Source organism: Actinoplanes sp. NPDC051861 (assembly GCF_040681145.1).
Lineage (GTDB): Bacteria > Actinomycetota > Actinomycetes > Mycobacteriales > Micromonosporaceae > Actinoplanes.
Window position 1 is genome coordinate 514,462 of record NZ_JBFAYE010000002.1, and the last position, 20,089, is coordinate 534,550.

Consider the following 20,089-nt stretch of genomic DNA (forward strand, 5'->3'; position numbering starts at 1 on the left):
GGTCATGCCGGGGGAGTGCGCCGGGTGCGGCGCCGAGCGGGTGCCGCTGACGTACGGGACCTGTGCGGCCTGTGTGGCCGAGCTGGAGGCGCTGCGGCCACGGCCGGCGGCTCCCACTCCACCCCCGGCGGGCTTTCCGGCGTGCGTGACCGTGGGGGAGTACTCGGGGGCGCTTCGGGGTGCGCTTCTCGCGTACAAAGAAAAAGGCCGGCACCGGCTCGCCCGGCCTCTCGGTGTGCTGCTGGCCGGCGCGGTCGCGGCGCTCGCACCGCGCGACCGGCCGGTGGTTCTGGTCCCGGTGCCCTCCACCGCCGCCGCCCGACGGCAGCGACACGGTGATCACATGGCGCGGATGGCCGCCTGCACGGTTCGCCGGCTGCGGTCCGCGGGCTACACCGCCTCGGTCTTCCAGCCCCTCCAGGCCCTGCCTCGGCCTGACTCCACGTCGCTGGATGCTGCCGGACGGTTGACCGTAGCTGTCAATTCCCTGCGAATAGTGCCTCGAATCGGCGTTCTCCGACGCGGCGGACGGATCGGAGGCACGCTTGTGGTGACGGATGACATCGTCACCACCGGGGCGACTGTGACCGCGGTGGTGCGTCGTCTTGAGGAGGCGGACATGCAGGTCAAAGGTGCTGCGGTGCTGGCCGCGACGCAACTTCGCCGTACCGTTTCCGGAATTTGATCTCAGAACCGCCCCGGGCTGCCGATAGAGGCGAACGTCAGCCTTCCGGTATCCCGAACGAGGGGTGACTGGCGGGCAGAGGCAGGTTAGCGTCTAGGTGACGAGGGTAAGCGCGAAAACTTACCCGCCACCGGGAGCGCCGAGTGACTGGGCCCTGTCGCCGCCGGAAAGGAGTCGTCTCACTCACCCAGACCGCGTCGGTGGTAGTCACGCGGCAGATTCCCTGAGCTGCACCAAGCGCCGTGGAAACGGCGTCCCGCAAGAACAACGTTGGGGGAGGTCACGAGTGGACATTGTCGTCAAGGGCCGCAACGTAGAGGTTCCCGACCATTACCGAGAGCATGTCGCCGACAAGCTGAGCAAGGTCGAACGTTACGACCAGAAGCTGATGAGGGCGGACGTGGAGCTCTTCCACGAACGCAATCCGCGACAGTCCGACACCTGCCAGCGGGTCGAGATCACCGTGATGACCAAGGGACCGGTGATCCGCGCCGAGGCACAGGCACAAGACTTCTACGCAGCCCTGGACTGCGCCATCAACAAACTGGACGGCCGGCTACGCCGCTCCGCCGACCGGCGCCGCGTCCACCGCGGACGGCACGCGCCGGTGTCCGTGGCCGCGGCCACCGCGAACCTTCCCACCGACCTGACCGGGCGTACTGCCACGCTGACCGCTGAACCATCTGTCGACACCGAGCTGGCCGAGCACGACGAGAGCCAGCCCTGGCGCATCGTGCGCGAGAAGGAGCATTCGGCCGAGCCGATGACCGTCGACGACGCGCTGTTCCAGATGGAGCTGGTCGGCCACGACTTCTACCTGTTCCAGGACAAGGAGAGCGGGCGGCCCAGCGTCGTGTACCGCCGCAGAGGATACGACTACGGCATCCTCAGCCTCGCCGTTTAGGACACTGGCGCTAGCCGCTGGAGGCCTGCGCGAGCAGGTCTCCAGCCAGGAGGACGTACTGCACGTCGTCGTTGCGCGTGCCGTCCGCGCCCGGAAGCCGCGACCGCATGTATCCCTCGCGCTGGAAGCCGGCTTTCTCCAGGACACGCTGCGAGCCGATGTTGGTGGGCAGCGCGCCGGCGATCAGGCGCACGATGCCGGTCTCGGCGAACGCCCAGAGCGACACCAGCTGGGCGGCACGGGTGGTCAGGCCGCGCCCACGGAACGCGGGGAGCGTGCTGTACCCGATCATCGCCTGGGCCAATGGCGGCTCCTGGTAGTACAGCGAGATCTCGCCGGCCGGGGTGCCGGTCGCCGTGTCGAGGATGACCAGGTCGGCGCTGCTGCCGGCCAGCCACTGCGCCTCGGCGCGGTAGCACCGCCGGCGGATCTCGTCGGCGGCCTTGAGCACCGGCGGGACGCTGGTCGCCACCACATCGGGCAGGCTGTGCAGCTCGGTGTAGAAGTCCATGTCCCGCACGCCGAGCGGGCGCAGAGTCACCACACCGTCGGTGAGCTCGCCGCCCGGCAGGTCCGGCAGCAGGCGGGTGGTCGGCGCGTCCGGGTCGCCGGCCAGCCGGGTCCAGACGACCAGATCGTCGCGGCCGCCGCCCGGGTTCGGCGCGGCACCGCGGCGCACGCCCTCGCGGGTGAATCCGGCCGCCAGCGCGACACGCTGCGCTGCCGGGTTCTCCCAGTGGGTCAGCACCTCGAGGCGGTCCAGGCCGGTGCCGAACGCGTAGCCGCTCAGAGCTCTGAGCGCGGCCGTGCCGAGACCGCGCCGGCGCGCCCCCGGTGCCACCCAGACCGTCGCCTCGGCCTGCCCTCGGGAGGGCACGACCAGGTCGAGCCCGGCGCCGCCGAGCGGCTCGTCGGTCTCCGCGTCCGCGATGACCCAGCCGGATCCGGTGCTCAGGCCGGTGTCCGGGAGGGCGAACCGGCCGTCATCCGCCGCCGCGAAGGCCGCGGCGTCGGACGGCCGGTATTCCCGGAGGCGGGCGCCGCTGCCGGGGTCCATCAGGCTGTGATCCACGAGCCCATCCTTCCCGGGACGCGCCCGGGCGCCAAACGACTTCGCGGGAGCCGGCCACCGCTGCGCTATCAGCGAACTCGGCGACACCTTTCCTCCTTTTTGTGAGTTTCACGGGAGGCTGGGGTCACAGGTCTAGGCCGAAGGTGCCTACGATGGTTCGGCAGACTGTCTAGGGGAGCGTTGACCCGTGTCGATATTGGAAAAGATCCTCCGTGCCGGCGAAGGCCGCATGGTGCGCCGGCTCAAGGCGATCGCGGACGCGGTCAACTCGATCGAGGACGACTACGTCGACCTGACCGATGACGAGTTGCGCGGATGCACCCAGCAGTTCAAGGAGCGTTTCGAGGAGGGTGAGACGCTCGACCAGCTTCTTCCCGAGGCGTTCGCGGTGGCCCGTGAGGGTGCGAAACGCGTCCTGGGGCAGCGGGCGTATGACGTCCAGCTGATGGGCGGCGCCGCGCTGCACTTCGGCAACATCCCGGAGATGAAGACCGGTGAGGGCAAGACCCTGACCGGCGTGTTCCCGGCCTACCTCAACGCGTTGAGCGGCAAGGGCGTGCACATCATCACGGTGAACGACTACCTCGCCCAGCGGGACGCCGAGTGGGTCGGCCGGGTGCACGTGTTCCTCGGCCTCACCGTCGGCGTCATCCTGCCGAACCGGCCGGCCGCCGAGCACCGCGAGGCCTACCTGTGCGACATCACGTATGGGACGAACAACGAGTTCGGCTTCGACTACCTGCGCGACAACATGGCGTGGGCCAAGACCGAGCTGGTGCAGCGCGGGCACAACTTCGCGATCGTCGACGAGGTGGACTCGATCCTCATCGACGAGGCCCGGACCCCGCTGATCATCTCCGGTCCCGCCGAGCACTCCGCCCGGTGGTACGGGGAGTTCGCCCAGATCGTCGGCCGCCTCCAGCGCGGCAAGGACGGCGAGGGTGACTACGAGGTCGACGAGGCCAAGCGGACCGTCGCGATCACCGAGCGCGGCGTCTCCCGCGTCGAGGACCGCATCGGCATCGACAATCTTTACGAGTCGGTCAACACCCCGCTCGTCGGCTACCTGAACAACGCCATCAAGGCCAAGGAGCTGTACAAGCGCGACAAGGACTACATCGTCAGCCCCGAGGGCGAGGTCCTGATCGTCGACGAGTTCACCGGCCGCATCCTGCACGGCCGTCGCTACAACGAGGGCATGCACCAGGCGATCGAGGCGAAAGAGGGGGTGGAGATCAAGCAGGAGAACCAGACGCTCGCGACCATCACCCTGCAGAACTACTTCCGCCTCTACGAGAAGCTCGGCGGCATGACCGGTACAGCGCAGACCGAGGCCGGCGAGTTCAACAGCGTCTACAAGGTCGGCGTCGTGTCCATCCCGACACACCGGCCGATGATCCGGATCGACCACCCGGACGTCATCTACAAGACCGAGAAGGCCAAGTTCGACGCGGTCATCGAGGACATCGCGGAGCGGCACGCGACCGGCCAGCCGGTCCTGGTCGGCACGGTCTCGGTGCAGAACTCGGAGATCCTCTCGACCCTGCTGCGCCGCCGCGGCATCCCGCACAGCGTGCTGAACGCGAAGTTCCACGCGCAGGAGGCCACGATCATCGCGCAGGCCGGGCGGAAGGGCGGGGTCACCGTCGCCACCAACATGGCCGGCCGTGGTACTGACATCCTGCTCGGCGGCAACCCGGAATTCCTCGCGGCGAACGAGCTGCACCAGCGCGGCCTCGACCCGGTGGAGAACCCGGAGGAGTACGCGAAAGCGCTCGAAGAGGTCCTGCCGAACTGGAAGGAAGCCTGCGAGGAGGAGGCCGCGGAGGTGCAGTCCGCCGGCGGGCTCTACGTCCTGGGCACCGAGCGGCACGACTCCCGCCGCATCGACAACCAGCTCCGCGGTCGTTCCGGCCGACAGGGCGACCCGGGTGAGTCCCGGTTCTACCTGTCGCTGCAGGACGACCTGATGAAGCGGTTCCGGGCGGGCGCTGTCGAGGCGGTCATGGAGCGCTTCAACATCCCCGATGACGTGCCGATCGAGTCCAAGATGGTGACCCGGCAGATCCGCAGCGCGCAGACCCAGATCGAGGCGCAGAACGCCGAGATCCGGAAGAACGTCCTCAAGTACGACGAGGTGCTCAACAAGCAGCGCCAGGTCATCTACGCCGAGCGCCGCCGGGTGCTCGACGGCGAGGACATGCACGACCAGATCACCAACATGATCGACGACGTGGTCGTCGACTACGTCACCGGCGCCACGTCCGAGGGTTTCGCCGAGGACTGGGACCTGGAGCAGCTCTGGACCAACCTGCGGCGGCTCTACCCGGTCACCCTGACGATCGACGACGTGATCGCCGAGGCCGGCGGTGAGCGGAACACGATCGACCAGGACTTCCTCGTCGAGCAGCTCAAGCAGGACGCCCGCGCGGCCTACGTGGCCCGCGAGGAGGAACTGGGCGCGGAGGGGCTGCGCGAGCTGGAGCGCCAGGTGCTGCTCGCGGTCATCGACCGCAAGTGGCGCGAGCACCTCTACGAGATGGACTACCTGCAGGAGGGCATCAGCCTGCGGGCGTACGCGCAGCGCGACCCGGTGGTCGAGTACCAGCGCGAGGGCTTCGACATGTTCAACCAGATGATGGAGGGCATCAAGGAGGAGGCCGCCGGCTTCGTCTTCAACCTCGAGGTGCAGGTCGAGGAGCAGCCCACCATCACGGTCGACCCGACCAAGGCCTACGAACTGCCCAAGGTCGGCGGCGGCGACGTCCCGGACGACGACCAGCCGGAGCACGAGCGCGTCGAGGTGCGTGCCAAGGGCCTCGGCGGCCCCGGCCGCCCGCGGAACCTGCAGTACACGGCTCCGACGATCGACGGCGAGGCCGGCGACGGCCGCCCGGTGATCCAGCAGCAGCCGCAGCAGGGCTCGGTCGCGTTCGGACCCGGCGGCTCGCCGGTGCCGGCCAGCCCCGCACACAGCGGCCCCCGGCACGCCTCCGGCCGCACCGGCGGCAACACCGAGTCGAACGGCCCGTCCCGCAACGCGCCGTGCTACTGCGGCTCCGGCAAGAAGTACAAGCGCTGCCACGGCGCCCCGGGCGGCCCCGCCTGACCGACCGCTCTCACTGATCGACCCGCTCACACGACGGCGGCCGCGCGCACTCCCGCCCGGCCGCCGTCGCCGTTCCACCCACCCATCCCGGCCGCACCCGCACTGCCCGCGCTCACGCCCGCGCCGCCCGCGCTCACGCCCGCGCCGCCCGCGCTGACGCCCTCGCCGCCCGCGCCGCCCGCGCTCACGCCCGTGCCGGCCGCGCTCCCCGCGCCGCCCGCGCCGCCCGCGCTCCCCGCGTTGCCCGCGCTCCCCGCGTTGCCCGCGCTCCCCGCGTTGCCCGCGCTCCCCGCGTTGCCCGCGCCGCCCGCGTTGCCCGCGCCGCCCGCGCCGGCCCGCGCTCCCCGCGCCGGCCCGCGCTCCCCGCGCCGGCCCGCGCCGCCCGCGCCGGCCCGCGCCGCCCGCGCCGGCCCGCGCCGCCCGCGCCGGCCCGCGCCGCCCGCGCCGGCCCGCGCCGGCCCGCGTTGCCCGCGCCGGCCCGCGCCGGCCCGCGTTGCCCGCGCCCCGCCTGAACCGGTGGTGCCCCGAATCGGCCGCGCCGATCCGGCTCTGGGCGCGGATGGCACGGCCCGGCTCTCAGATCAGGCGCAGGACCGTGGCTGACCAGCTCTGCTGGTGCAGCTCCATGCGGAGCGCCATCGCCCACGTGCGCTGGCCGGTGACCAATGCGACCGCGGCCTCCACCGCCCCCGGCCTGGGCTCGCACAGGCGCAGGCGAAGGACGGCGACCGGTGCCGGGCGCAAGGGTCGGCGGGTGCCGGGGCGTCTCGCGTTGCGCATCTCGGTGACGCGGCGGGCGCCCGCCAGGCCCTCGGCGACCACGTGGGCCGCCTCGGAGGGCAGGGCCAGGCGTCGCAGGTGGCCGGCCGGGCGGTATCCGTTGAGGACCTCGACGCACATGTGCACGAAGCGCCGGACCGCGAGTTTCGCGTCGTGGGAGGCGCCGGCCACGACGGGTGGTGCGGCGGGGCGCTCGGGTTGGCCGGTGTCCGGCTCCGGCGGGTCTTCCCAGCTCAGTGGTAGTTGCCGGGGTGAGGACCAGACCTGGGGGGACAGCTCGTCGTCGAACGGGGGTTCATATCGCGGGACCGGGCGCAGGCGGATCGCCGGCCGGGGCCCGCGAGGTGCGACCTCGACAGTCGAGCGCATGAGCACCGCCAATCCTTACGTTTGCCTCCGTTTGCTTCCGACAGCCTGAAGTGTTCTCCCGCCGGATGAGCGGGTCAATGCGCCGCCATCGATCCGGGGGAAAACGCAAAAGGGGTCACTCCGGCTCGCGCTCGGTCATCGGGTTGTCGCGGACCCACTCGGCTGTTTCCGCGTACCGTTGCTGAATGTATTCCTCCAGCTTGGCGCGCTCCACGCGCCACTGACCGCGCCCACCGACCTTGATCGCGGGAAGTTCGCCGCTGCGGACCATGTGGTACACCTGCGAGTCGGAGACGTTCAGCTCGGCCGCGACGTCGGAGAGCAACAGGAATCGGGGTTCCACGGCCTCAGTTTGCCATCGTTTGCTTGCGAGTGCCCTAAGGTGCCTGGTGCAATGATGAGCGGGACCGCGCGAAGCACAGGAGGTCTGCGTGCCGAACACCGACCTGGTCCGGGTCTATCTGCCGGCCACCGTGCCGATGCTGGCGGCTCTCAAGGCCTCCGGCCGGCTCGGCGACGGCGCGACGGTCGCGCACGCGGTCACCCCGGCGCTCCGCGAGTGGTATGCGGAGGGCGACGAGGAGGAGTTGGAGTACGTCGCCTTCACCCGGGCCGCCCAGGGCGCCCTGCAACTGCTGCGGCACGATCCCGCGGCGCCGCGCCGCCGCGTCGTGGTCTCGGCGGACGTGCCGGCGAGCAGGCTGCAGCGGGAGGACACCGAGCTGGGGTCGAGCGCCGTGCGGCTGCCGGAGCCGGCGCTGCTGGCGGAGCTGGCGAGCATCCACATCGACAGCACCGACGCGGCCGAGGCGGTCGGGGCCGCCGCCGACGTGGTCGAGGAGGCCCTCGCGGGCGACCCGGACGCGCAGTTCACCGTCGACGGCGCGGAGGATCACGAGTTGGAGTGGTACGCGGTTTCCGAACTCTCCGAGCTGGCCTGATCTTCCTCTTCCTCGTCCTCTTCCTCGGCCGGCTTCATCGTCCGGCCGACCGCGACGATCGCCGCGATCGCCCCGAGGAACAGGATGATCAGTGAGCTGTTGAGGCGGGCGTCGCTGAGGATCTGCTGGGCGAGCTGGTCCAGCGGGCTGACCCGCCCGGCCAGCTCCAGCACCTCGGAGCCGGCGGTGCGCGACAGCATCTCGCCGATCACCATGACCAGGCCGGGGCCCGCGCCGGCCAGCGCGTACATCGGCCAGCGGAGTTCGCCGCCGGTCCGGCGCCGGAAACGGCGCAGCATCAGATAGGCCACGAGGCCGGCGGTGAGGCCGCTGATCGCCGCCTGGCCGTAGCTGAACCACTGTGCCGCGTTCGCCGAGGAGGCGGTGTCGTCCGCGCCGAGCAGGTCGAGCACCGGCTCCTGGAAGAGGTTGAGCACGAAACCGACCACGAAGACGGCGACGGCCGCGGTGCAGGCCGCCGCGATGACCGGCGGGATGCGGAAGCCGGCGATCGCGCCACCGATGGTGGCCGCCGCGGCGACCGTGCCGCCGACGATCGCGTAGAGCGAGCCGGCCGTGTTGATCGTGACGATCGGCAGCGCGCTGAGCAGGCCGACCACCAGCCCGGCACCGGTCGCGACGGCGAACCGGAGCGTGGCGCCGACGGTCCGCCGGCCGCTGAGCAGGGTGAGCGCCAGCAGCGCCACGGCGGCGCCGGCCACCAGGTCGGCGGAGACCGCGCCGGGCAACGCGTACGCCGTCGAGGTCACCTCCATCTCGGCGCTCGCCCGCCCGGTGATGGTGACCCGGGCGGACCAGATCATCGCCGCCGTCCACACGAGGGCGGCCGCCGCGAGCAGCACCACGGTGAGCCGGGACTCCTCGACGGTCTCCGGTGCGGTCGGGCCTTCAGTCATGGGGGTCAGGGTAACCGGAGGGGTGCGAGGATGGACGAACAGCGCCCCTCGACGTGGAGGAGTTCGCATGGACGCCCAGTTCTCCGTTCCGCCGCCACGGAACGAACCGGTTCGCGGCTATGCGCCGGGCAGCCCGGAGCGCGAGTCGCTTCAGGAGCGGCTGACGGCGCTGCGGGACGAGCGGCCGGATCTCACGATGACCATCGGCGGCCGGCAGCGGATGGCCGGCGGCCCGCCGATCGACGTGGTTCAGCCGCATCGACGGCGCGACGTGCTCGGTGTCACCGGCAACGCCACGCGGGCCGACGCCGACGCGGCGGTCGCGGCGGCCAAGGCGGCGGCGCCGATGTGGCGTTCGCTGCCGTTCGCCGAGCGCGCCGCGGTCTTCCTGCGCGCGGCGGAACTGCTGGCCGGCCCCTGGCGCGACACCCTGAACGCGGCCACCGTGCTGGGCCAGTCCAAGTCCTGCTACCAGGCGGAGATCGACGCGGCCTGCGAGCTGATCGACTTCCTGCGTTTCAACGTGCACTTCGGCCAGCGGCTCCTCGCCGAGCAGCCGGAGTCCTCGCCGGGCATCTGGAACCGGTTCGACCACCGGCCGCTCGAGGGCTTCGTCTACGCGATCACGCCGTTCAACTTCACCGCGATCGCCGGCAATCTGCCCTCGGCGCCCGCGCTGCTCGGTAACACTGTGGTCTGGAAGCCCTCACCCACCCAGCAGTTCGCCGCGCACTTCACGATGCGCCTGTTCGAGGCGGCCGGCCTGCCGCCCGGCGTGATCAACATGGTGACCGGCGACGGCCTGGCGGTGTCCGACGTGGCGCTCGCCGACCCGGAGCTGGCGGGCATCCACTTCACCGGCTCGACGGCCACGTTCCGGCATCTCTGGCGGACGGTCGGCGACAACATCGATCGTTACCGCACCTATCCGCGCCTGGTGGGCGAGACGGGCGGCAAGGACTTCGTGTTCGCGCACCCCAGCGCGGACGCCGAAGCCCTGCACACCGCTCTGCTGCGGGGGGCTTTCGAATATCAGGGCCAGAAGTGTTCGGCGGCGTCCCGGGCCTACGTGCCGCGGAGCATGTGGGAGGGCGGGCTGCGGGACCGCCTTGCGGCTTCGATCGCTTCTATTTCGTACGGGGATGTCACCGACCTTTCGACCTTCGGAGGTGCTGTGATCGACGGCCGGTCGTTCGCGCGCCTCGCCGGTGCCCTGGACCGGATCAAGAACAGCGACTCGTGCACCGTGCTGGCCGGAGGGGTGGCCGACGACTCGGAGGGCTGGTTCGTGGCGCCCACTCTCGTGGAGGGGACCGATCCCACGCACGAGGTGTTCACCACCGAGTTCTTCGGCCCGATCCTGGCCGTCCACGTGTACGAGGACGGGGAGTTCGCCGATGCCGTGGCTCAGGCGGACGCGGCCTCGCCGTACGCGCTCACGGGTTCGATCTTCGCGACCGACCGTGGCGTCGTCGAGTGGGCACAGCGGGCGCTGCGGTTCACGGCGGGCAACTTTTACATCAACGACAAGCCGACCGGTGCCGTCGTCGGGCAGCAGCCGTTCGGCGGAGCGCGGGGGAGCGGCACCAACGACAAGGCCGGTTCGATCTTGAATCTGGTCCGCTGGGTGTCGCCGCGGACGATCAAGGAGACCTTCGACCCGCCGGTCGACTGGCGGTACCCACACATGGGATGAGTCTTTAGTGGCGGGTGGGGCGGTTGGAGAACAGTGTCGTTATTTGCATGACCGCTATGGTCACTTCTGGGGCTTTCCTGCCTCGGATGCGCTGTCTGACCGTTTAACTGCTCCATTTTACCTGGTCAACTTGCCTTCGCACGGCAAAACGCGTGCGACGCACGCTCGTTGTCGGACTGTCTGTGCGGGACAGTCGCTTGTGGAGACGCAAACTGGACGGATCAGGCGAAATCCTGGACGGCGGAGCGACAAAGTGGCAGCTTAGAAGGCATGCCCGACTTCCAAATCAATCCGACGGCGGCTGCCCTCCTGGGACTCCTCCATGAGGGGCCGATGACCGGTGGCCAGCTGATGGCCGCCGCCGAACGCCGCCTCGGGCCCTACTGGTCGATGACGCGGAGCCAGGTCTACCGCGAACTTCCCGTACTGGCCGAAATGGGTTATGTGCGTCTCGGTAAGCCGGGCCCCCGATCCAGTCAGCCGTACGCGATCACGGCCTCCGGCAAGCGCGCCTTCAGCCGATGGCTCGCCGAGACACCCGGCCGGGACGCGCTGCGCAACCCCGTCGCCCTGCGTGTGGCGTTCGGCGAGCAGCACAGCGGCGACCAGCTGCAGGAGCTCTACTCCAACGCCAACACGTACCACGCGGAGGCGCTGGCGATGGCCAAGGAACAGGCCAAGGAGGCGAAGAAGAACGGCGATCCGTACGGCGCGGCCGCCCTTGAGTTCGCCGTGGCCTATCACAAGGCCGCGCTCACCTGGCTCAAGGCGGCTCCTTCGACCTGACGCGACAACCCGACAAACCGCGCCCACCTGGCCGGTACCCCGGCCGGGCGGCGTAGTCTTGAGTGTCGTGACAGCTGCCGACTTCCCTGAGCAACTCAAGGCCCTCGACGCCACCCTCCGCAACATCGAGACCGTCCTGGACGTCGACAGGCTGCGCCGTGACAAGGCTGATCTGGAGGAGCAGGCCTCCGCGCCGGACCTCTGGGACGACCAGGCCCGCGCCCAGGACGTCAACAGTCGCTTGTCGTACGTGTCGGGCGAGATCTCCAAGCTGGAACGCCTGCGCTCCCGTCTCGACGACGCCGAGGTGCTCCTCGAGCTCGCCGAGTCGGAGGGTGACGCCGGCTCGCTCGCCGAGGTCGGCGACGAGTTGGGCGCGCTGAGCAAGGCCATCGAGGAGATGGAGGTCCGCACCCTCCTCTCGGGGGAGTACGACTCCCGCGAAGCTCTGGTGGCCATCCGCGCCGGCGCCGGCGGTGTGGACGCTGCCGACTTCGCCGAGATGCTCATGCGGATGTATTTGCGGTGGGCCGAGCGGCACGGCTATCCCACCGAGGTCTACGACACGTCGTACGCGGAGGAGGCCGGGCTCAAGTCCGCCACCTTCACCGTCAAGGTGCCGTACGCGTACGGCACCCTCAGCGTCGAGTCGGGCACCCACCGGCTGGTCCGGATCAGCCCGTTCGACAACCAGGGCCGCCGGCAGACCAGCTTCGCCGGTGTCGAGGTGATGCCGGTGGTCGAGCAGACCGACCATATCGACATTCCGGACAACGAGATCCGCACCGACGTCTACCGCTCCTCCGGTCCCGGCGGCCAGAGCGTCAACACCACCGACTCCGCGGTCCGGCTCACCCACATCCCCACCGGGATCGTGGTGACCTGCCAGAACGAGAAGTCCCAGCTGCAGAACAAGGCCTCCGCCCTGCGCGTGCTCCAGGCCCGCCTGCTGGAGCGGAAGCGCCAGGAGGAGGAGGCCAAGATGGCCGGCCTCAAGCAGGACACCACCGGATCGTGGGGCGACCAGATGCGTTCGTACGTTCTGCACCCCTACCAGATGGTGAAAGATCTGCGCACCGAGTTCGAGGTCGGCAACCCTTCGTCCGTCTTCGACGGCGACTTGGACGGGTTCATCGAGGCAGGGATCCGTTGGCGCAAGCAGAACCAGGTCGCGGCCTGACCGGTTTGGTGACCGAGCGCTACCCCGCCTGAACACTCGGTCAGGCGGGGGATGCCCAAATTTGCTGTTACCGCAGGTGGCAAATATTCCGGGCCCCGGCGGACTTGGCGATTTCGTTACACCGCGTAGACTCCCCTCCTGTGATTCAGCTCGAGAACGTGACGAAGACGTATCCGAAGGCGTCTCGGCCGTCGTTGGACAATGTCAGCGTCGGGATCGAGAAGGGTGAGTTCGTCTTCTTCATCGGCCCCTCCGGTTCCGGCAAGTCGACGATCATCAAGCTGCTGCTCCACGAGGTCTCGCCGACCCGTGGCAAGGTGGTGGTGAACGCCAAGGACGTGACCACGCTGCGGTCCTGGAAGGTTCCGCACTTCCGCCGCTCGATCGGCTGCGTGTTCCAGGACTTCCGCCTCCTGCCCAACCGCACGGCGTACGAGAATGTCGCGTTCGCCCTGGAGGTGATCGGCAAGACGCAGGCCGTGGCCCGTCGTGTCGTGCCCGAGGTGCTCGAACTCGTCGGCCTCGGCGGCAAGGAGCACCGCTACCCGCACGAGCTCTCCGGCGGTGAGCAGCAGCGTGTCGCGGTGGCCCGGGCCTTCGTGAACCGCCCGCTGATCCTGCTGGCCGACGAGCCGACCGGTAACCTGGACCCGGACACGTCGATCGAGATCATGCGCCTCCTGGACCGGATCAACCGGACCGGCACGACCGTCGTGATGGTCACGCACGACTCCAACATCGTCAACCAGATGCGCCGGCGGGTCATCGAGATTGAGAGCGGACGGATCGTCCGTGACCAGGCTCGCGGTGTTTACGGTTAAGCCCGGCTCCGCTCCCGAATCGACAGCTGAAGCAGCAACACGCGGAGTCCTGGAAGGATCCCCCCGATGCGCGTGAAGTACGTCCTCAACGAGGTCCTGGTGGGCCTGTGGCGCAACGTCACGATGACGGTCGCCATGATCATCACCATGTCGGTCTCGTTGACCATGCTGGGCGCCAGCGTGCTGATGTACATGCAGGTCGACCAGATGAAGGACTTCTACTACGACAAGATCGAGGTCTCGGTCTTCCTGGCCGAGGACGCGACCGAGGCGCAGAAGAGTTCGATCAATCAGACGATCGAGTCGAGCCCGCTCGTCGAGGAGATGAAGCACGAGACGAAGGAAGAGGCTTTCGCGCGCTTCAAGGTGCTGTGGAAGGACTCGCCCGACTTCGTCAACTCGATCAGCCCGGAGAGCCTGCCGGAGTCCTACCGGGTGCGGCTCACCAACCCCGAGCAGTACTCGGAGTTCGCCAAGCAGATCGAGGGCCTGCCCGGCATCCGGCAGATCATCGACCAGCGCACCCTGCTCGACAAGGTGTTCAACATCTTCAACTCGATCCAGGTGATGTCGCTGGTCGTGGCGGCCGTCATGGCGTTCGCCGCGTTGCTGCTGGTCGGTAACACCATTCAGGTGGCGGCGTACAGCAAGCGGCGCGAGGTCGCGGTCATGAAGCTGGTCGGCGCGTCGAACTGGTTCATCCAGGCGCCGTTCGTGCTGGAGGCGGTGGTCGCCGGCCTGGTCGGCGCGATCCTCGGCTTCGTCGCGCTCTTCGTCGGCAAGGTGGTCCTGCTCGACAACAAGCTGCAGGCACTGACCACGATCCTCACGCCGATCCCGAGCGGCAACGTGTGGCTGATGCTGCCCGTGCTCGCCGGTGTCGGTGCGCTGGTCAGCGCGGTCACCGCGTGGGTCACCCTCCGGTTCTACCTCAAGGTCTGACGCGCTTTTTCACCCCGACGGCCGCGATCTCCGTGTGAGATCGCGGCCGTCGGGCGATTTAGGGCATTGCGGGCGATTAGTCAGAGTACGGTGACTCCTCGTGAGGTATCGCCGATCTGAGCCCTGGCTCGCCGCCTGCCTCAGCCTGCTCACGTTCGCGAGCCTGGTCCTGGTCGCACCGGCTCCGGCGGTGGCGGTGTTCTCCGCGCCGGGCCCGGTGTTCTCCGCGCCGGCTCCGGTGGCGGACCGGGGTGACGACGCCGCGCGGGCCGTGCGGCGTGCCGAGGCACTGCTGGAGAGCGCGAGCGCGGCTGCGCGTACCGCCGCGAGCAACCTGGCACGGGCCACCGCCTCCCTGCCGATCGCGCAGCATCGGGTGGCCACGACCCGGGGCGTGGTTGTCGCCACCCGTGTCGAGGCCGGCGCCGCCAAGCGGTACGCCGGCACGGTCCGGCAGGAGTTCCAGCGGGTCGCCGGCCGGTACGCGATCGCGGCCGAGCAGGTACACGGCGCTCGCGAGCGGGTCGATGAGATCGCCGCGTCGAGTTACATGGGCAGCGGGTTCGCGCGGATGAACGTACTTGTCTCGGCCAACGGCCCACAGGACCTGATGGACCGGCTGGGGCTGGTCGACCAGCTCATGTCTCATGAGCAGCGCGAGGTCCGTACCCTCGTCAAAGCCAGACGCGAAGCGCGCGTCGCCCATGACCGCGCCGCCGCCGCCAAGCTCGCGGCGGAGGAAGCCGAGCGCAAGGCGGCCGACAAGCTCCATGCCGCCCACGCCGCCGAAGCCGCGGCCATCCGCGCCCGCCGCTCCCTCGACAACCTGATCCTCGCCCGCCGGACAGCGCTCAGCGCCGCGCAGTCCCAGCGGTCCACAGTGCTGGCGCAATACCGGGCGGCCGTCGTCGCCGAACGCCGCGTGCAGGCCAGCCTACGCGGCTGGGAGGCCCGCGGCGGCAACACCGGGACGTACGGCGGAGGCATGCTGACCATGCCGGTTCGCGGATGGAAGAGCAGCGACTTCGGCAACCGTTACGACCCCTACTACCGGGTCTGGCAGCTGCATGCCGGAACGGACTTCGCCGCGGGCTCGGGCACCGAGATCCGCGCGGCGGCCTCCGGACGGGTCGTGCAGGCCGGCTGGAACGGCGGCTACGGGCAGTACACCTGCATCAACCACGGCCGGCTGAGCGGGTACGGCTTCACCACCTGTTACGGCCACCAGTCCCGCATCTTCGTGCGCCCCGGCGAACACGTGCGCCGCGGCGAGGTGATCGGCCGGGTGGGGAGCACCGGCGCCTCCACCGGTGCACACCTGCACTTCGAGACCCGATTCGGCGGCGTACCGCGAAACCCGCTCAACTACCTGCCGGGCTGTCTCTGCTGAGGCCCGCGATATTGTTGAGGGATGCCACGTGAACAGGGGCGCAAGCTCGTCGCCTCCAACCGCAAGGCGACACACGACTACGCCATTCTGGACACATATGAGGCGGGGCTCGTCCTCACCGGCACCGAGGTGAAGTCGCTGCGCGCCGGTCGCGCCTCGCTCGTCGACGCGTTCGGCCACGAGAAGGACGGCGAGCTCTACCTGCACGGCATGCACATCCCGGAGTATTCGCAGGGGACGTGGACCAACCACGAGCCGCGCCGCGTCCGCAAGATGCTGCTGCGCCGCGAGGAGATCCACAAGGTGCGCGGCATGCTGCGCGACGACGGCATCACGCTGGTGCCGCTCTCGGTCTACTTCCACAACGGCTACGCCAAGGTCGAGATCGGCGTCGCCAAGGGTAAGAAGAGCTACGACAAGCGCCAGGACATGGCGGCACGAGACGCCCAGCGCGAGATCAACCGGGCGATGGGCCGCCGTGCCAAGGGTCACGACTGACGGGTATTCTCCCCGGGCTTGATCTTCTTCCCGCCCCCCGAGGAGACCCGGCCGTTGTCCAAGCACTCCGTCAGCCGACTCACGCCGGCACGACTCGTCCTCGGCTTCGCGGCAGCGATCCTGGTCGCTCTCGTCGGCTGGGTCGCCGTCCGCGCCGGCGCGTCCACCCCGACCGACGCCGGCGGCCCGGTGATCGTCCAGCCGTCGGTGCCCGCTGAGGTTGTCGTCCCGCAGGCCGTCGAGGCGTCGCTGACTCCCTCATTCTCTGTTTCTCCTTCTTCTCCCTCTCCGTCGGTGTCCCGTTCTCCTTCGCCGACACCTTCGAAATCCCGCAAACCGAAGAGATCGCCCTCTTCGTCGCCGTCTTCGACCGCGCCCTCCCCTTCACGCTCGTCCTCCTCGCCACCGCCCGCCCCCGTCAACGTCTTCGACGCGACCTACACCACCACGGCGTCCTGGCGGGACGGCCTCATCGGCAGCGTCCGGATCGTCAACAACGGCAGCGCGCCCCGCGACTGGACCGTCACCATCACCTACTCCGGCGACCTGAGCATCCGCGGCGAGTGGAACGGCCGGGCCAGCGCCTCGGGCAGCCGGGTGACGCTCAGCGGCGGCCCTCTCGCCCCCGGCGCCTCGGTCACCGCCGGATACCAGGCGAGCCGGAACGGCAGCTCGCGGGCGACCGGGTGCACCATCGGTGGCGGCAGCTGCCGGGTGAGCTAAGATTGTCGGGCTGTAGGCATTGGTCCAGGGGGTGACTGGTTTCGACTTCGTACGTGGAGACAGGGGAAGCGAGCCGAGGAAGCCGACGTCGTCTCGAGAATCGGTCGTCGGAAAACTATAAGCGCCAACGAAAAGTTTGACGCTGACCAGTACGCTCTCGCCGCCTGAGGCAAGTAGCGTGGTCTGTCGGTCTGGGAGCGCCTCCGTCCCAGCTGCCGGCATCAGCTAGGAGGCTGGCCAACCGGTCCCGGTCGCGGGGACCGCACGGCGAGATCAATCAGCGACTGGGCCCGTCGTCCGGACTTGCTCACGTGAGCCGGAGGGCCGAGTAGGGACTTAGTGAGCTGCGCTCGGAGAAGCCCTGACAAAACAACGAAGGACCCGGGTTCGATTCCCGGCACCTCCACGGCTTGGCGGCCCCCTGTTCGCGGAAAGCGCGAACCGGGGGCCGTTCCGGTATTTTGCTCCGGGGGCCGAGCCCCCGGACGCCCCGCGGTGACGGTGGTCGCGCTTGCTTCGGGGCTGAGCCCTCGGGCGCCCCGCGGTGACGGTGGTCGCGCTTGCTTCGGGGCTGAGCCCTCGGGCGCCCCGCGGTGACGGTGGTCGTGCTTGCTTCGGGGCTGAGCCCTCGGGCGCCCGCGGTGTCGTGGTCGAGCTTCGTCTTGTGTTTCTTGCCTTTGGTGTCGGATCTGGGTCTTGCCGTTCGTGGGGAGGGTGAGGGTGGATCTGACTGCCCGTGTGTGTTGGGAGGAAGAGGCGTGGCGAAGCTGATTTATGTGACCAACGTGTCGGTTGACGGGTTCATCGAGGACGCCGACGGATCTTTCAACTGGATGCCGCGTGACGAGGAGGTGTTCGCGTTCACCACTGAGCTCGTGCGGTCGGTCGGTACCTTCCTTTACGGGCGGCGCCTGTATGAGCTGATGTCTGTATGGGAGACGGACGCGTCGCTTGCTGCTCAGTCCGAGCTGTTGGCTGACTTCGCTCGGGCTTGGCAGGCGGCGGACAAGGTTGTCTACTCTTCGACGCTGGCTGAGGTGTCGACGGCTCGTACCAGGGTGGAGCGCCGTTTTGACGCCGCCGCCGTGCAGCGGCTGAAGGCCACGGCGGGCGGTGACATCACCATTGGGGGTGCTCACCTGGCGGCGCAAGCCATTCGGGCTGGACTGGTTGACGAGTGCCAGCTGATCGTCTGGCCGGTGGCCGTCGGAGGCGGCAAGCCGGGGCTGCCCGTTGGCGGGCGCACGGACTTCGAACTCCTCGACGAGCGACGCTTCCGCAGCGGCGTCGTTCTTCTTCGCTACCGCCCTCTCGTCCACTGACCAGGGAAGGTCACCGGCGTCTGTTCTGGGGGCCGAGCCCGTGCACTCCGCGATTCGCATCAACCCATCGGTGGATGTGGAAACCAGCACCTGGTTACGGCCTGCGGGTGGTGTGCGAGGAAGGCCGGTCGATCATGCTTGGTCTATGTCTCGCAGCCGGAACATCCTGTCGTACAGGTCCAGCGGATCGATTCTGAGCGCCTACTCGAAGGACTCGGTTCTGTCGTTCGGGTCGGTGGGGTCGGTTCTCTCCGTGCTGTCGGTGGGATCGATCCTGTCGGTTCTCTCGGTCGGCTCGTTCGGGTCCGTGCTGTCGGTGGGCGCGTTCGCGTCGCTGCTGTCGGTGGGCGGGTTCGCGGCTTTCGCGACGACCGGCTCGGGGCTGGTCGTCGCGCTGGCACTGCTCGGCGCCCTGATCGGCTGGGGAGTGATCCGGTTCGCCGTCCGCGCGCTCGGACGACCCGTCAGGGAAGATCGAACGGGAGCTTGATCCCGGCCAGAGCGTCCGCGCACCCGCAGGACCGCTCCTCCGGCAGTCGCCCCACCGCGTCCAGCAGCACCCCGCGCAGCCGTTCCGTGTTCTCGGCGAAGACCTTGAAGACCTCTTCCTGGGTCACGCCGTGGTCGCCCTCGACGCCGGCGTCCAGGTCGGTCACGAGGGCGATGGCGGTGTAGCAGAGGGCCAGCTCCCGGGCCAGGACCGCCTCGGGGTGGCCGGTCATGTTGACGATGGTGCCGCCGATCGCGGTGAACCACTTCGACTCGGCTCGGGTGGAGAAGCGGGGGCCCTCGATGACGACCATGGTGCCGCCGTCGACGGCGTTCACCGGTTCGGCTGACTTCAGGACGGCGGCTCGGCCCGCGGGGCAGTAGGGGTCGGCGAACGAAACGTGCACGGCGCCACTGTCGTAAAAGGTCTGGACGCGGCCGCTCGTCCGGTCGATCAGTTGGTCGGGCACCACAAAGGTGCCGGGGCCGAGCTCGGGCCGCAGGCCGCCGACCGCGCACGGGGCGAGGATCTGCCGCACACCGAGAGAACGCAGTGCCCACAGGTTGGCACGGTACGGAATACGGTGCGGCGGATAGCGGTGATCGCGCCCGTGACGGGGCAGGAAAGCCACCCGGCGTCCACCCACGTCGGCCACTGTGATCTTGTCGGATGGGGCGCCGTAGGGGGTCGAGACCTCGAGTTCTGTGGCGTGCTCGAGAAGCGCGTACAGCCCCGAGCCGCCGATGACGCCGATCTCTGCTGCCGTAGGTGGCGGGTTCATGTCCAGACCTTATCGGCGGCCGGAAACGCAGGCTAATGTGCGAGGCATGGCTACGTCGAGCGGACGGCGGTATGCACGTGTTCGGTGAAGGGCAGCGGATCGGAGGCCGGTCGGTGGAGTCGATGACCGGTCAGCTGCTCGTTGCCACGCCCACCCTCAAGGACCCCAACTTCGACCGTACGGTCGTGTTGCTGGTGGCCCACGAGACCGGTGGCGCCCTCGGCGTCGTCCTCAACCGGGCGACCGAGGTTCCCGTCTCCGAGGTGCTCGGCACCTGGGGTGAGCTCGCCGGCGACCCGGCGGTCCTGTTCGAGGGCGGCCCGGTCCAGCCCGAGTCGGCCATCTGCCTGGCACGCACCCGCCCCGAGTCCAAGAAGCGGGTGTCCGGCTTCCATCCGGTCAGCGGCTCCCTCGGCACCCTCGACCTGTCCGGCGACCCCGACCGCATGCGGGAGAACGTGGCCGGCATCCGCGTCTTCGCCGGCTACTCCGGCTGGTCCGCCGGCCAGCTGGAGGACGAGGTCGCCTCCGGCTCCTGGTTCGTCTTCGACGCCCTGCCCGGCGACCCCTTCGTCGAACGCCCCGACGACCTGTGGGCCATGGTCCTGCGCCGCCAGGGCGACATCCTGGCAGCTGTCGCCCACTTCCCCCCGGACGTCTCGCTCAACTGAGGGGGTGCCGCA

Annotated in this window: 21 protein-coding genes and 1 other RNA gene; 16 read left to right on the plus strand and 6 right to left on the minus strand. The window is 69.3% G+C overall.

The annotated features are described in order from the left end of the window. Positions 1-4: 4 nt before the first annotated feature. Entirely contained in the window at positions 5-685 is a 681-nt protein-coding gene (locus AB0M02_RS09080) for a ComF family protein (protein ID WP_364224511.1), read from the plus strand. Between the two features lie 286 nt (positions 686-971). Further along, complete coding sequence (gene raiA, locus AB0M02_RS09085) at positions 972-1,589, plus strand: ribosome-associated translation inhibitor RaiA (protein WP_364223798.1); 618 nt, start codon at positions 972-974, stop codon at positions 1,587-1,589. Between the two features lie 10 nt (positions 1,590-1,599). Here the strand turns inward: raiA and AB0M02_RS09090 are convergent, their stop codons facing one another. Then, positions 1,600-2,661, minus strand: coding sequence for a GNAT family N-acetyltransferase (locus tag AB0M02_RS09090; RefSeq protein WP_364223800.1), 1,062 nt, complete (start codon positions 2,659-2,661; stop codon positions 1,600-1,602). A 187-nt stretch (positions 2,662-2,848) separates the two neighbouring features. On the opposite strand from AB0M02_RS09090, the gene secA reads away from it, so the two are divergent. Beyond that, a complete protein-coding gene (gene secA / locus AB0M02_RS09095) occupies positions 2,849-5,770 on the plus strand; it encodes a preprotein translocase subunit SecA (protein WP_364223802.1) in 2,922 nt (973 codons plus the stop codon). 26 nt (positions 5,771-5,796) lie between these two features. On the opposite strand, the gene AB0M02_RS09100 is transcribed toward secA, so the two are convergent. The 3 genes from AB0M02_RS09100 to AB0M02_RS09110 all read right to left on the minus strand — a co-directional run bounded on the left by AB0M02_RS09100 (position 5,797) and on the right by AB0M02_RS09110 (position 7,262). After that, complete coding sequence (locus AB0M02_RS09100) at positions 5,797-6,336, minus strand: hypothetical protein (RefSeq protein ID WP_364223804.1); 540 nt, start codon at positions 6,334-6,336, stop codon at positions 5,797-5,799. Between the two features lie 10 nt (positions 6,337-6,346). Next, complete coding sequence (locus AB0M02_RS09105) at positions 6,347-6,919, minus strand: Rv3235 family protein (protein ID WP_364223806.1); 573 nt, start codon at positions 6,917-6,919, stop codon at positions 6,347-6,349. A 115-nt stretch (positions 6,920-7,034) separates the two neighbouring features. Further along, the gene (locus AB0M02_RS09110) at positions 7,035-7,262 is read right to left on the minus strand and encodes a helix-turn-helix domain-containing protein (RefSeq protein ID WP_364223808.1); all 228 of its coding nucleotides are present in this window, start codon (positions 7,260-7,262) and stop codon (positions 7,035-7,037) included. Positions 7,263-7,398: 136 nt separating this feature from the next. Between AB0M02_RS09110 and AB0M02_RS09115 the strand changes: the two genes are divergently transcribed. Next, a complete protein-coding gene (locus AB0M02_RS09115; RefSeq protein WP_364224513.1) occupies positions 7,399-7,860 on the plus strand; it encodes a hypothetical protein in 462 nt (153 codons plus the stop codon). Here AB0M02_RS09115 and AB0M02_RS09120 read toward each other — a convergent pair. After that, positions 7,812-8,777: a hypothetical protein gene (locus AB0M02_RS09120; protein ID WP_364223810.1), complete on the minus strand. Its 966-nt coding sequence runs from the start codon at positions 8,775-8,777 to the stop codon at positions 7,812-7,814. The genes AB0M02_RS09115 and AB0M02_RS09120 overlap by 49 nt on opposite strands. A gap of 67 nt (positions 8,778-8,844) precedes the next feature. Here AB0M02_RS09120 and pruA point away from each other — a divergent pair, with 67 nt between their 5' ends. The 11 genes from pruA (at position 8,845) to AB0M02_RS09175 (ending at position 18,625) form a co-directional block, all read left to right on the plus strand. Beyond that, complete coding sequence (gene pruA, locus AB0M02_RS09125; protein WP_364223812.1) at positions 8,845-10,473, plus strand: L-glutamate gamma-semialdehyde dehydrogenase; 1,629 nt, start codon at positions 8,845-8,847, stop codon at positions 10,471-10,473. 270 nt (positions 10,474-10,743) lie between these two features. Next, positions 10,744-11,259, plus strand: coding sequence for a PadR family transcriptional regulator (locus AB0M02_RS09130; protein WP_364223814.1), 516 nt, complete (start codon positions 10,744-10,746; stop codon positions 11,257-11,259). A gap of 67 nt (positions 11,260-11,326) precedes the next feature. Next, a complete protein-coding gene (gene prfB, locus AB0M02_RS09135; RefSeq protein ID WP_364223816.1) occupies positions 11,327-12,439 on the plus strand; it encodes a peptide chain release factor 2 in 1,113 nt (370 codons plus the stop codon). A 140-nt stretch (positions 12,440-12,579) separates the two neighbouring features. Beyond that, positions 12,580-13,260, plus strand: coding sequence for a cell division ATP-binding protein FtsE (ftsE, locus tag AB0M02_RS09140; protein WP_364223818.1), 681 nt, complete (start codon positions 12,580-12,582; stop codon positions 13,258-13,260). A 66-nt stretch (positions 13,261-13,326) separates the two neighbouring features. After that, entirely contained in the window at positions 13,327-14,202 is an 876-nt protein-coding gene (ftsX, locus tag AB0M02_RS09145; protein ID WP_364223820.1) for a permease-like cell division protein FtsX, read from the plus strand. A gap of 100 nt (positions 14,203-14,302) precedes the next feature. Next, on the plus strand, positions 14,303-15,592 hold the full coding sequence (locus AB0M02_RS09150) for a M23 family metallopeptidase (protein WP_364223822.1): 1,290 nt from the start codon (positions 14,303-14,305) through the stop codon (positions 15,590-15,592). A 21-nt stretch (positions 15,593-15,613) separates the two neighbouring features. Further along, a complete protein-coding gene (gene smpB / locus AB0M02_RS09155; RefSeq protein ID WP_364223824.1) occupies positions 15,614-16,090 on the plus strand; it encodes an SsrA-binding protein SmpB in 477 nt (158 codons plus the stop codon). An 18-nt stretch (positions 16,091-16,108) separates the two neighbouring features. After that, positions 16,109-16,813: a cellulose binding domain-containing protein gene (locus tag AB0M02_RS09160; protein ID WP_364223826.1), complete on the plus strand. Its 705-nt coding sequence runs from the start codon at positions 16,109-16,111 to the stop codon at positions 16,811-16,813. 27 nt (positions 16,814-16,840) lie between these two features. Further along, positions 16,841-17,222: a transfer-messenger RNA gene (gene ssrA / locus AB0M02_RS09165) on the plus strand. A 349-nt stretch (positions 17,223-17,571) separates the two neighbouring features. Further along, positions 17,572-18,135, plus strand: coding sequence for a dihydrofolate reductase family protein (locus AB0M02_RS09170; RefSeq protein ID WP_364223828.1), 564 nt, complete (start codon positions 17,572-17,574; stop codon positions 18,133-18,135). A 145-nt stretch (positions 18,136-18,280) separates the two neighbouring features. Beyond that, a complete protein-coding gene (locus AB0M02_RS09175; RefSeq protein WP_364223830.1) occupies positions 18,281-18,625 on the plus strand; it encodes a hypothetical protein in 345 nt (114 codons plus the stop codon). Here AB0M02_RS09175 and AB0M02_RS09180 read toward each other — a convergent pair. Then, positions 18,600-19,406, minus strand: coding sequence for an S-methyl-5'-thioadenosine phosphorylase (locus tag AB0M02_RS09180; protein ID WP_364223832.1), 807 nt, complete (start codon positions 19,404-19,406; stop codon positions 18,600-18,602). The genes AB0M02_RS09175 and AB0M02_RS09180 overlap by 26 nt on opposite strands. Positions 19,407-19,477: 71 nt before the next feature. Between AB0M02_RS09180 and AB0M02_RS09185 the strand changes: the two genes are divergently transcribed. Beyond that, the gene (locus AB0M02_RS09185; RefSeq protein WP_364223834.1) at positions 19,478-20,077 is read left to right on the plus strand and encodes a YqgE/AlgH family protein; all 600 of its coding nucleotides are present in this window, start codon (positions 19,478-19,480) and stop codon (positions 20,075-20,077) included. Positions 20,078-20,089 lie beyond the last annotated feature (12 nt).